Source organism: Chryseobacterium takakiae (assembly GCF_900129385.1).
Classification (GTDB): domain Bacteria; phylum Bacteroidota; class Bacteroidia; order Flavobacteriales; family Weeksellaceae; genus Chryseobacterium; species Chryseobacterium takakiae.
The window spans coordinates 198,476-210,447 of the sequence record NZ_FQVO01000008.1; the positions used below are offsets into that span (position 1 = coordinate 198,476).

12 protein-coding genes are annotated in these 11,972 nt (G+C 38.1%); 7 read left to right on the top strand and 5 right to left on the bottom strand.

Going from position 1 to position 11,972, the window contains the following annotated elements:
• Positions 1-65 precede the first annotated feature (65 nt).
• Positions 66-902, top strand: coding sequence for a sulfurtransferase (locus tag BUA76_RS12045; RefSeq protein ID WP_072885051.1), 837 nt, complete (start codon positions 66-68; stop codon positions 900-902).
• 58 nt (positions 903-960) lie between these two features.
• Here the strand turns inward: BUA76_RS12045 and BUA76_RS12050 are convergent, their stop codons facing one another.
• From BUA76_RS12050 to BUA76_RS12070, 5 genes are all read right to left on the bottom strand, one after another.
• Positions 961-2,262 (bottom strand): C2 family cysteine protease, encoded by a 1,302-nt coding sequence (locus tag BUA76_RS12050; RefSeq protein ID WP_072885052.1) that lies wholly within the window; start codon positions 2,260-2,262, stop codon positions 961-963.
• 11 nt (positions 2,263-2,273) lie between these two features.
• Positions 2,274-2,663 carry a hypothetical protein gene (locus tag BUA76_RS12055; RefSeq protein ID WP_072885053.1) on the bottom strand — a complete coding sequence of 130 codons (390 nt, stop codon included), beginning with the start codon at positions 2,661-2,663 and terminating at the stop codon, positions 2,274-2,276.
• 158 nt (positions 2,664-2,821) lie between these two features.
• A complete protein-coding gene (locus BUA76_RS12060) occupies positions 2,822-3,148 on the bottom strand; it encodes an SUF system Fe-S cluster assembly protein (protein WP_029296148.1) in 327 nt (108 codons plus the stop codon).
• A gap of 3 nt (positions 3,149-3,151) precedes the next feature.
• Positions 3,152-3,856, bottom strand: coding sequence for a ribonuclease H-like domain-containing protein (locus BUA76_RS12065; protein WP_072885054.1), 705 nt, complete (start codon positions 3,854-3,856; stop codon positions 3,152-3,154).
• An 11-nt stretch (positions 3,857-3,867) separates the two neighbouring features.
• A complete protein-coding gene (locus BUA76_RS12070; RefSeq protein WP_072885055.1) occupies positions 3,868-4,215 on the bottom strand; it encodes a tRNA-binding protein in 348 nt (115 codons plus the stop codon).
• Between the two features lie 220 nt (positions 4,216-4,435).
• Between BUA76_RS12070 and BUA76_RS12075 the strand changes: the two genes are divergently transcribed.
• The 6 genes from BUA76_RS12075 (at position 4,436) to BUA76_RS12100 (ending at position 11,857) form a co-directional block, all read left to right on the top strand.
• Positions 4,436-5,011, top strand: a complete 576-nt coding sequence (locus tag BUA76_RS12075; RefSeq protein ID WP_072885056.1) for a DUF4840 domain-containing protein — start codon at positions 4,436-4,438, stop codon at positions 5,009-5,011.
• Positions 5,012-5,107: 96 nt separating this feature from the next.
• Positions 5,108-5,674, top strand: coding sequence for an RNA polymerase sigma factor (locus tag BUA76_RS12080; RefSeq protein WP_072885057.1), 567 nt, complete (start codon positions 5,108-5,110; stop codon positions 5,672-5,674).
• Positions 5,667-7,031 (top strand): outer membrane beta-barrel protein, encoded by a 1,365-nt coding sequence (locus BUA76_RS12085; protein ID WP_072885058.1) that lies wholly within the window; start codon positions 5,667-5,669, stop codon positions 7,029-7,031. Before BUA76_RS12080 ends, BUA76_RS12085 begins: the two co-directional genes overlap by 8 nt.
• A 29-nt stretch (positions 7,032-7,060) precedes the next feature.
• Entirely contained in the window at positions 7,061-8,032 is a 972-nt protein-coding gene (locus BUA76_RS12090) for a T9SS type A sorting domain-containing protein (RefSeq protein WP_072885059.1), read from the top strand.
• Between the two features lie 128 nt (positions 8,033-8,160).
• The gene (locus BUA76_RS12095) at positions 8,161-9,696 is read left to right on the top strand and encodes a YifB family Mg chelatase-like AAA ATPase (RefSeq protein WP_072885060.1); all 1,536 of its coding nucleotides are present in this window, start codon (positions 8,161-8,163) and stop codon (positions 9,694-9,696) included.
• 115 nt (positions 9,697-9,811) lie between these two features.
• Positions 9,812-11,857 (top strand): hypothetical protein, encoded by a 2,046-nt coding sequence (locus BUA76_RS12100; protein ID WP_072885061.1) that lies wholly within the window; start codon positions 9,812-9,814, stop codon positions 11,855-11,857.
• Positions 11,858-11,972 lie beyond the last annotated feature (115 nt).

The following is an 11,972-nucleotide window of genomic DNA, read 5'->3' on the forward strand; positions in this document are numbered from 1 at the left end:
TTTAGCCCGCTTTACTATGCAGAACCAATTAGCTTTAGCCTAAACATAAAACAAATCAATAAAATATGTCACCCATCATCTCCCCATCCGAATTAAAAAGACTTCCGACAGAAAACCTTGTCCTTCTTGATGCACGGGTAGGAAAAGACGTGTACCGGAATTATCTTGATAAACATATCAAAGGAGCACGGTTTATTGATCTGGATAAAGATCTGGCAGAAATTGGTGAAAATGCCGCATTCGGAGGGAGGCATCCGCTTCCGGCCATTAAAAAATTTGCGCAGAAACTTTCAGAACTTGGAATTTCCGAAAAATCCCATATCGTTATTTATGATGATAAAAATGGTGCTAATGCTGCGGCACGAGTATGGTGGATGCTGAAAGCTTTCGGATTGGAAAAGGTGCAGGTGTTGGATGGCGGTTTTCAGAATGCTGAAAAACAAAATGTTGAATTCTCTTCCGGTGAAGAAGCTTTTGAAAAATCGGACCTCATTAAACATGAAAACTGGCTTCTTTCAATCTCAACACTGGAAGAGGTTGAAAATGAATTAATAAATGGCAATTCAACGGTAATTGATGTTCGTGATGCATATCGTTACAAAGGGGAATCTGAGCCGATAGATCTCGTTGCCGGACATATTCCGGGAGCAATCAATATTCCTTTTTCTGAAAATCTTGATGAAAACGGGAATTTCCTTGCTCCTGAAATTTTAAGGGAGAAATATGTCAAATTATTGGAAGGTAAACCTGAAAATCTAATCATTCACTGCGGTTCCGGGGTGACGGCTTGCCATACAATTTTAGCTTTGCATCATGCTGGTTTTAGAATCCCGTCTCTATATGTAGGTTCCTGGAGTGAATGGAGCAGAAGGGAAGGAAAAGAAATTGCAAAAGAAATATAAAAACTTTCACAGATCAATCTGTGAAAGCTTGAGGTTGGTTAATTAAAGGTTATCCGTTTTACTTTGCGACACCCAACGCGGCAAAATAATATTGAAAAGAGTTGATTTCCAATGCGAAAACCCCGTCATTTCCAATCATGTTAATGGGTCTCCAGAAACTGCCGTCAAAAAAGCTGATTAGCCCCTGATAAGAATTTAAACCATTCGGTTCGGTAACGCCCCATGGATTTCTCAGGATAATATAATTTTTGTTGTTGAATGTAGACCACCCTAAAACGGTATAAGCATGGTTTCCTACGATATTTGACCCTGTATAATCTTTTCCTGACCCATACGTCCATGCAACCATGGGATTAAAGGTTTTAAAGCTCATGGAATTTTCCCTTACTATCCCGAAAAGATCAAGTCCTGTTCTTGATGAGGTGTAGTAATAATACGGCGTTTTGTTTGTGAGCTGTGCAACAGCTTTTGCAGGATCTCCGTAAGCGGTTTGGGAAATATCCGGTTTGTCATGATTTACATTCGTAATCCATTTTGCAAATGCTTTTTCATACACGGCAGGCCATATTTCCCCAGCATCATTGCTTCTGCAGTATACAGGATTGTTGGAAGCGTTAATGATCGTATTGTCAGTTACTTCCACAAGTCTCGTTGCCGCATCTTTTCCTCCTCCTTTTGTAAAAAACTGAATGGCATTGGAGCGGTCGGTTTCTCCTGTTCCGGTTGCCCTTACCTTATGTTCAATAGTATAAGGAGTTGCCCATGCAATTGCTGCAATTGCTGCGATGAAATAGCAGTTTCCTACTGCTCCCTGAACCGGGTCATTGTATTCGGTAACATCATTGAAAAAATTTCCTCTGTCGCTCCACGATGTTCCTGCTGGCGTCCATCCGTTTGCATTTCCCTGACCGAAAATGATGTTTTTAATGGAAGGAGTAATCAGCCTGTTGTTAATGGTATTGTTCAATTTCGGGATATTCAGTACCACTTTCACATCGCCTTTGTCCAGTCTCGCATTTTTTACAGAAATGGTATTCAGATTTTTGATACCTGTTGCGGAAAGATCATTCAGTGTTTTAATGTTTGAAAGGTTTACAGATTCCAGTTTATCGGTTGATCTCACTTTAATGTCTTCAGATTTCAGGGCACGTACGGCATTATCCTTCGTAAGTTCCAGTCCGGCATACAAAGGTGAATTAAATTTGATATCGAAAAGTTCTGAATAGTTTGTTTCCAGGGTTTCTTCCAGGATCTGATACGATTTTGCATCTTTCCAGTCGAATTTTCTTCCTGTAATGGCTTCGGTTAATGCATAAGGGTTGATAACTCCTACAAACATTTCTTTAGGTGCTTGGTCCATGATAATTGGTTTTAAAGGTTAAGGTTATTATTAACATAGTTTTGAAAATCAGTACGGTACAGTTCTAAAAATCGGTTGAATAAAGAAATTCCAAAATCATCATCGGGAGCAATTATGATTTTCTTTGAATTAACTTCGATCATTCTTTGGCTTCCCCCCACCAAGGCCTGGTTATTTTGAGAATTCTCTTTTTTATTGAATAAAGAAAGAAGCTGAAGAAAAATTTCCGTATCAAATTTCTTTTGTTCAGATACAATCATTTTTTCATCGGTGTCATATCCTTTGAAGATTTTCAGTTCGGCAATTCCGTTCTCTTCGGAAAACGTAATCTGATATCGGTACGCATACTGCGGAGGAACACTTCCGTTATTAAATGATACGATGATTGTATTGGCTTTCATACTGTTGATTTCTGAAGCCAAAGTTATACGGGTTTGATATTCTGTGTGTTAGTAATTTTACGAAATGTGTATGGGAAAAAAACGGAAATAAAAAAGCTGTCTCTAAATGAAACAGCTGTTATTTAATAATGTTAAATTGAAAATTTTTTAGCAAGCAATTAAAGCATGCCCAGCTCAAATTTGGCCTCTTCGCTCATCATGTCCTTATTCCAGCTTGGTTCGAAGGTAAGCTCCAGGTCAACACTTTTTACATTTTCCACTTCTGCTACTTTATCTTTTACTTCCTGAGGAAGTGTTTCTGCAACCGGGCAATTGGGAGTCGTAAGGGTCATGATGATCTTAACATCCGCATCATCGGAAATCTGAACATCATAAACCAGTCCTAATTCATAGATATCTACCGGAATTTCAGGGTCATATACGGTTTTCAAGACGTTGATGATCTCTTCACCAATGTCAGCAATCTGATCGTCTGTAAATTTCATTTTTTAATCTAAATTGATGTACCTTTTCAACAAATCTTCCTGGCGCATGCGCCGGAAAATATTTGCCAAAGTTAAGACATCTTTTTCACAATAGTCTACTATTCTTTGCAAGTCTTTCTCTATGTAGTAGATTGATGAAACCATTGAGCCGTCGATATCATCTTTCGGAGTAGGAACTTTAAAAATATGAGCCAGTAATTCCAGGGAAACAAAACTCTTGTAGTCCCCGAATTTCCAAAGTTCCATGGTATCAAGGTGAGGAATTTCCCAGGGTTTTTTTCCAAACATCTGAAATGGTACCGGAGGCATCATTCCATTAATCAGGAACCTTCTGGCAATCCAGGGAAAATCAAATTCTTTTCCATTGTGTGCACACAGAATTACTTCACGAAGCCGCGGACTATTAAAAATTTCTCCGAATTCCAGTAATATCTTTTTTTCGTCATGCCCGGCAAAACTTTTAATTTTTAAAGTATCATTCTTTTCGAGCATCCCGATCGTAATACAGATAATCTTCCCGAATTCTGCCATAATGCCTGCTTTTTCCGAATAAAAATCCTGTGCGGAAATTTCATCTTTTCTCTGAAATTTTGTTTTTTTATCCCAAAGCATACGTTCAGATTCAGGCAGCTCTTCCCAAGATCCCGAACCCGGAACGGTTTCAATATCAATAAATAAAACTCTTTCTAAAGGTATGTGCTGTATCATTTGTTTTTTATTTATCCTACCTGCATCCCGTTTTTCACGGGCGATGAAGGGGTTAGTAAGGTAACGTCCTTTTTATCTTCTCCATAAACTCCTAAAACCAGACATTCACTGAAGAAATTGGCAATCTGTTTTTTAGGAAAATTAACAACGGCCAAAACCTGCAACCCGATTAATTCTTCTTTACTGTATAATGACGTAATCTGTGCAGATGATTTTTTAATTCCCAAATCTCCAAAGTCTATTTCCAGCTGATAAGATGGATTTCTGGCTTTCTCAAAGTCATTGGCTGAAACTATGGTTCCGCATCTGATATCAATTTTTTCAAAATCTGTCCAGGAGATTTCAGGTTTTACTGTCATGATGTGATTTATTATTCTATTTCTCTTTTTCTTTTGGAGATTTAACAAAAGTATTAAAATAATAAAACTTACATAATGTTGATTAATAAATTTTACGCTTAATAATCAGTTGGTTAGGATTTGTTGAAAAAAAATTAAGATTTCCGTGCAAGATTTATCCGAAAACGGAATTTATAAGATGAGTACTCAATGATAATGTTTAATGCTAAAATTTAAGATAATGAAGATAAAAAAAGTACTTCATTTCCTGATGCTTGCTGTTTTTGCCGTATCCGGAATGTCATTGATATCGTGCCTTGAAGACCAGTATACACCAATTCCTGTAAAACTAAGTGACGTTGACGGAAATTACAAAGCAAGGCTGGCAACCTTCCAAGGAGGGAAAATAAATGAAAAACTAACTGACTTCAATGCTAAAGACAGCCTGATCACTTTCAAAGATTTTCCGGCCAGAGAAGTGGTAAAGACGGTCATAACAGATCCGGCGAAAGCCGATACTGTTTTAGCACACTTGGGTAAAGTAGAATATAAAATAAAATTCAAATCCAAGCTGAATACCGGGCAGAATGTGGTAGAACTTGCTTTAGAGCCTCAGGTAATGGTTTTCCAGATTCCTGTTGAAGGGGTAATAAAAAATGTTTCCGTGAAGATGACAGCAAAGCAGAAAGGTTTTTATGTAGGATATGACACTTCCCTGAGATTTGCCTGGGAAGCGGAAAAAATAACTGTCGGAGGGACAGATGTTGCCCCTTATCAGGTTATAAAATATGAAGTTCCCATCAGTATTAAGAATTAATAGTAGTTTTTTACAGATAGGCCGGCCTCAATTTGAGGCTGTCTATCTTTGTATTATGTTAAATGGATGATGGTCGGTGTGATGCCATAATAGTCAATGAAAGAAAATAACGAGCAGGTTTTGGTAAGCCGTCTTTTACAAAAAGAAGAAGCGGCCTGGAGAGAGCTTTTTGAAGCTTATTCAGGTAGTCTTGCCTATGTATGTTCGAGATATATCATTGACAGGGATCAGGTAAATGACGTTTTGCAGAACAGCTTTATCAAAATGTTTCGGTCTATTGATGCTTTTGAATACAGAGGATATGGTTCTCTGAAAGCATGGATCACCAGAATTGCAGTCAATGAATCTTTACAACATATTAAACAAAATGCAGGTTTCAAAATTATAGCTGATGAAACCGATATTCCGGATATTGAAATGGAAGAAGAGCCTGATCTGGACGAAATTTCACAGCAGGAAATTATGGAAATGATCAAGACACTTCCTGATGGGTACAGAACGGTTTTCAACCTTTTTGTTTTTGAGGAAAAAAGTCATAAAGAAATTGCAGAGATCCTGGGAATTGCAGAAAATTCTTCAGCATCGCAGTTTCACAGGGCAAAATCAATGCTTGCCCGGAAAATAAAAGAATATAAAATGTCTAAAACAGCGCAATATGAGTAATGAATGGTTAAATGATCTGCGCAGAAAAATGGAAGATCACACAGAAGATGTTCCTGATGGATTGTGGAAAAATATCAGGGAAGAACTATTTGTGGAAGACGAGAACAACGGCATTCCCGGTTCCGTTCCGAACGATCTCAAAGCGCAGAAGGCTGTTATTGAATTTAACCGGCCGTTAATGTATCGTATTGTCGGTGTTGCTGCGACGGCTATTATATTCATGATTCTGGGCGGGCTATTTGATTTTACCGGAAAAAAAGATAAACCTGAAATTAAAGAAGAATATACGGCAAAGGAAAATGCTCAGAACGAGCCGATTGCTGATTATATCGAAAAAAAATCAATTAAATACATTGATATACAAGATTTTAGTTCTATTCAAAAAGGGCAAGAAAATCAGGGTTTAATACAAGACTATTTTAAAGATTATTTACCGACTGTCAAACTTTCATCAGGAATTAATCAGGTTAGCAAATCAGAAATTAATCTCCAAAATAAAACTTTTGCTGAAAATAAACCAGCTCAGCAAGAAAACGCGGGAGCTACTACGGAAAATCCGCTTTTTGAAGAAACAGCGGAGACCTATCCTTTGATGACAAAAGAAGAAAGAAAAAAGAAGGAAGAAGCTGAAAAAACGAAAAATCTGGCATTCAACAAAGCAAAAAGAAACTGGATACTGGGCTTGGGAACCGGTAATGCCACATCAAATTCTACCGATCAGTTCCCGGGTTATGCATCACTCACCGGAGCTACACCCTCTCTTCCTGAAATGTGGAGTCTGGGATCCGGCGAAGATCCGCTGATGTCCATTCTTCTGGCTAATCAGGATAAAAAAGTTGATGCCACCATCAGGCACAAAACACCCGTTACTTTTGGGGTTTCTGTTTACAAAAATGTAGGCAAAAAATGGAGCATCGGGACAGGGATCAATTATACTAAGCTTTCCGCAGAGCTTACGTCCGGAAGCCAGTCGGATTTCATTAGCAGTGAGCAGAATATTCATTATGTAGGAATTCCGGTTCAGGTAAATTATAATGTTGTCCAAAAAGGAGCCTTTACGGGCTATATCACAGGAGGAGGTGCAGTTGAAAAAGCAGTTTCCGGCAATATCAAGACGAAATATATTGTAGACGGCTCGGTAAAGCAGGAACTCAAAGAAGATATTCGTGAAAAACCGGTTCAGGTTTCTGTGAATTCGGCTGTAGGAGTTCAGTTTAAGGTGGTAAAATACATCGGCATTTATGCCGAGCCCGGACTTGGTTATCATTTTAAAGATAACAGTTCGCTAAAAACGATTTATAAAGAAAACCCTTTGAATTTTAATCTAAAGTTCGGAGTCAGAATAGCATTGGATTAAAATAATTTAAATCACAAAAATAATTGTATATGAAAACAAAACTAATTTTTTTAAGCTTTTTATTGTTAAGTTTTTTACAGGTGAAAGCACAGCAATGCACCCCTGAAATTACCAGTCCGAGACTGGGAACCCTGTTTCCGGAAAAAATCGTTTTCTGCAATACGGAGACGGAAACCCTTTCTACCACCCAAACATATGGAACGTACCAATGGTACAGACAACAGTGGGACTGGCAGACCCCCAATAACAATCCGTGGGTAGCAATTCCCGGTGCGACCTCACAAACTTTAACCATCAACGGTAATGATGATATGCTGTATTATTTCAAAGTTGAAGTAACACAAAATGACTGTACTGCTGAAAGCACTGCGGTTCTTGCAGACGGCTATGCGTACGGACTTCCATTTATGATGGCAGACTTCCAGCCGGGAACTTTTGAGGAAACCGCACCCGGAGTGTATAACGTCTGTGACGGAGCATCAGTGCAGCTTAATGACGGTTTCCCACAGCTTTACGGTACGCATACGTGGTTTAAATGCCTTCCCGGAAGCAATCCTCCTTTACCAACTGACCCTTGTATCATTGCAGGGGAGACCGGAGACTCATATACCGCTGTCAATTCCGGAACTTTCGGATTTTATGCCTGTACGGAATATTGTCCGGATCAGTGCGAGATGCTGAGTGATTTTGCATTTATCACCTTAAACTTCGGAACATTTAGTTTCTGCTCCAATCTCGGAACGGGAGAAACAAAACCAAAGGAAAATAATCTCAGCGTTTATCCGAATCCTGCATCACAGGTTATTTACATCGGAAAAGAATCTGATAAGAAGTATCCTGAAGTTTCGATCATTGATATGTCAGGGAAGCTGATCCTGCAAAAAAAGGATCACCAGTTCTCTGAGGCTATTGACGTAAGTGCCATCGTTCCGGGAACGTATTTTATTGTTTCTAAATCTGCGAAAGGAAAAGTGTATAAGAATAAATTTATCAAGAAGTAAATTTTTTGAGATCTTTTGGATTGAATTGATTGAAAGGCCCGGAGTTGATTCCGGGCTTTTCTTTTATACTTAAATATTGCGCTCATCGATTAGAAAAAATATTTTATTTTTGCATCAAAACACAGACGATGCTGATTAAAATTTATGGAAGTGCAATACACGGCGTCTCGGCGCAAACCATTACGATTGAAGTTAATGTAGACACAGGAGGAGTCGGCTATCACCTCGTTGGACTTCCCGACAACGCCATCAAAGAAAGCAGTTACAGAATTTCCGCCGCGCTGAAAAATGTCGGTTATAAAATTCCCGGAAAGAAAATTACGATTAATATGGCTCCCGCCGATCTTCGTAAAGAAGGAGCTGCCTATGATCTGAGCATTGCCATCGGAATTCTTGCTGCCTCCGACCAGATTCTTGCCGAAAATATCCAGGACTATATCATTATGGGAGAACTTTCTCTCGATGGAACCTTACAGCCGGTAAAAGGGGTTTTACCGATTGCCATACAAGCGAGGGAAGAAGGTTTTAAAGGAATCATTCTTCCGAAACAAAATACGCGTGAAGCGGCTATTGTAAACAATCTCAATGTTTTTGCTGCCGAAAATATAAAAGAAGTCATTGATTTCTTTAACGAAAGAAAACCGCTGGAAAAAATTGAAATCGATACGAGAAAAGAATTCCAGGAAAAAATTAATGACTTCCCGTTTGATTTTTCAGAAGTGAAAGGGCAGGAGACCGCAAAACGGGCAATGGAAGTTGCAGCAGCGGGCGGACATAATATTATTTTAATCGGGCCTCCGGGAAGCGGAAAAACAATGCTTGCCAAGAGGGTTCCCAGCATTTTGCCTCCGCTCAGTTTAAAGGAAGCACTGGAAACAACAAAAATCCATTCCGTAGCCGGGAAAATGGGTACGGAAACTTCGCTGATGACGGTTCGTCCATTCCGTGCACCGCATCATACGATCTCTGATGTGGCGCTTGTCGGCGGCGGTGGTTATCCGCAACCCGGTGAAATTTCGCTGGCACACAACGGCGTATTGTTTCTGGATGAAATGCCTGAATTTAAAAGAACCGTGCTGGAAGTGATGCGGCAGCCTCTGGAAGACCGGGAAGTGACCATTTCCCGTGCGAAATTTACGGTAAACTATCCCGCAAGTTTTATGCTGGTTGCCTCCATGAATCCAAGTCCGAGCGGATTTTTCCCTGATGATCCCAATAATACTTCCACGGTGTACGAGATGCAGCGGTATATGAATAAGCTTTCCGGGCCGCTTCTGGATAGGATTGATATTCATATTGAAGTGCAGAAAGTGGAGTTTGAACAACTGGCAGAACGAAGAAAAGGTGAAAAAAGTGAAGATATCAGAAAACGTGTTTTGGTAGCCCGCGAAATTCAAAGAGAGCGCTATAAAGACTTGAAAATAAGCTATAACGCACAAATAGGCCCTAAAGAAATTGAACAATATTGTAATCTGGATGAAACTTCCTTCAGCCTCATCAAGACCGCCATGGAAAAGCTGAATCTTTCGGCAAGAGCCTACGATCGCATCCTCAAAGTAGCCCGAACTATCGCCGATCTGGAAGAATCTGAAAGTATTCTTTCATATCATGTCTCGGAAGCGATACAGTATAGGAGTTTGGATAGGGAGTTTTGGAATGGGTAGGAATTTATTATTAAAATACGTCAAGTTTTGACGTTGTTGTGATTGATATTTGCAATCAGAGACAGCATATGGCCATATGAATATTGTCTAAACTTTTAACCAAAAAATAATTAAAATGATTTTTACAAATGATTTTTTTGCCACAGGTTCAACCCTTCCAAATGATGATTTAGTTCAGTTAGTAGACAGTAATACGTCTGAAAATGTTAATTATAAAAAAATTAATGCATGGTATTATGACGTAGGACCTGTAATTGCAGACGGAATTATTATAAGAAAAAGATATGATATTCCTACTGGCACTTATGAATATTATGCATTAACAAGCTTTCTATCAGGAAAACCAATCAATATTGAATTATTTGGAGCAAAGGGCAATTCCAGGACAGATGACACTCTTGCCTTTATCAATGCTGCAAAATTTGTTAATGGGCTTCCTGATTTTGTTTCTGTAGATATAAATGATTCAAATGAAAATTGGTCTCTGGAAAAGCAATCGGTTACCATAGTTGGAAATAGTCCCATCGGATATAAGATCTTAGATACAATTAAATTTGAAAAACCTGTTAATTTCTTAGTCGATACAATTTTCTACAGAGGCGAAAAAAATAAGGCTGCCTTAATTTTTCAGAATAGCCATAAGAACGTAATTGATACTAATGTGACGGCAAAGCCAGGTGCAGAGTTTACTTCCGAAGATTATATCGGGGTCTGGATTCAAGGAGCTGCTTATTCAAAAATAAAAGTAGGCGCTTCTTTCTTCACAAAAGGTATAGTTTGTGAGGCTAACAAAGTTCCGGGATTATTTGAAGGATTTGCCTGGAATGATATTGAACTCAAATCATTACAAAGTAATCTGGAATCTTTTGTAATCAGAAATACAAATGATGGCTGGGCAAATGCAAATAGAGTAACAGGAGGAGAGTTTGGCTCATTTCGGGGGCAGATTAATGAAAGCCAGCCAATCAACAGAAAAAGAGCTTTTATTAAGTTTGAGAAAGACGGACTTTCTTCAGGGTGTAATTCTTGGTTGTTTTTAAATCAGTCATTTGAAGGGAAACTTCTGGGGATTAATGAAAATGAACTTGTAGAAACGCTTTGCTTTGATTTTTCCGCGGCTCCATGTTATGGAATTTCTATTGTGGAACCAAGAATTGAAAATGTAAACGATAACAGAGCCGGCATATTTCATACAGGATCTCAGTTTGAATTCAAATCTAATCAATATACTTCAGTAACAGATTTTACTGATCAAAATAACATACGGTATATTGGTGAAAATCCAATTGTGCTATTGGACGAAAATTTAAATGATGATTTCAAGATCAACAGGATGATTAATAATTACAGGCATACTTATGTGAAAAAGTTGGAACCGTATAATGACAGAACGGGCCTTTTTCCAGATGCTTATTATGCTAATAGATTTTGTCAGATTTTTAAAATCAATAGTCACAATACAAGGCTTTGGGTAAAATGGTACAGAAAGTCAGAAATTGTACTGTTTGATGAAAATAAAGACATAATTAATGATCTTACCAAACTTACTCAACAAATTTCTTTGTTTGATTACAGGCCGCAAGATTATTATATTCCTGATAATGGTCCAGCACTTACTAATAAAACAATACTTATTGGAAATGAATCAAACAGTGATTTCGTTAATAGCATGACATTTATTGAAGAAGCTAAATATGTAGGAATTATTCAGCAGCCATATCCGAATTCAAGGCTTAAAGTAATGCTAAATCAGAATGATAAAGGAAAAATAGAAAAGGTGAAGTTCTTAGGAGTAGCTACCGATACTTACCCAACAATTAATAATCCATCTGATATGGCTAGGTTTAGTTTTAATACAGGTGAAAAGTTTTATGATTACACAACATTTCAGACGTCAGTTATAAAAAAATCAGGTGTTAATGCTGCTGTATCGGGCTATACTGTAGATACAGTTGCCGGTTCCAGGAAATTTATTATTAATACCGGTGCAATAAACGAAATAGCGGAAGGACATCTATTTTATTTAACAGCAAATGGAGGGAACAGATTTTTCAGAATTACAGAATTAAACGGGAATATTATTACAACTGATTTACCATCAGATGTTACATTAAGCGGTACAGCCATTACCTTCCCGGTTTGCACATTTGAAACGTATTAATTCCACTTTAATAGAGACACAGAAGCCGTCTCACAACTGAGGCGGTTTTTTTTATTAAAAAAAGTTGTAATATTAGCGAGTATTTTGTATATTTATCTGGTAATCAGTCATATAT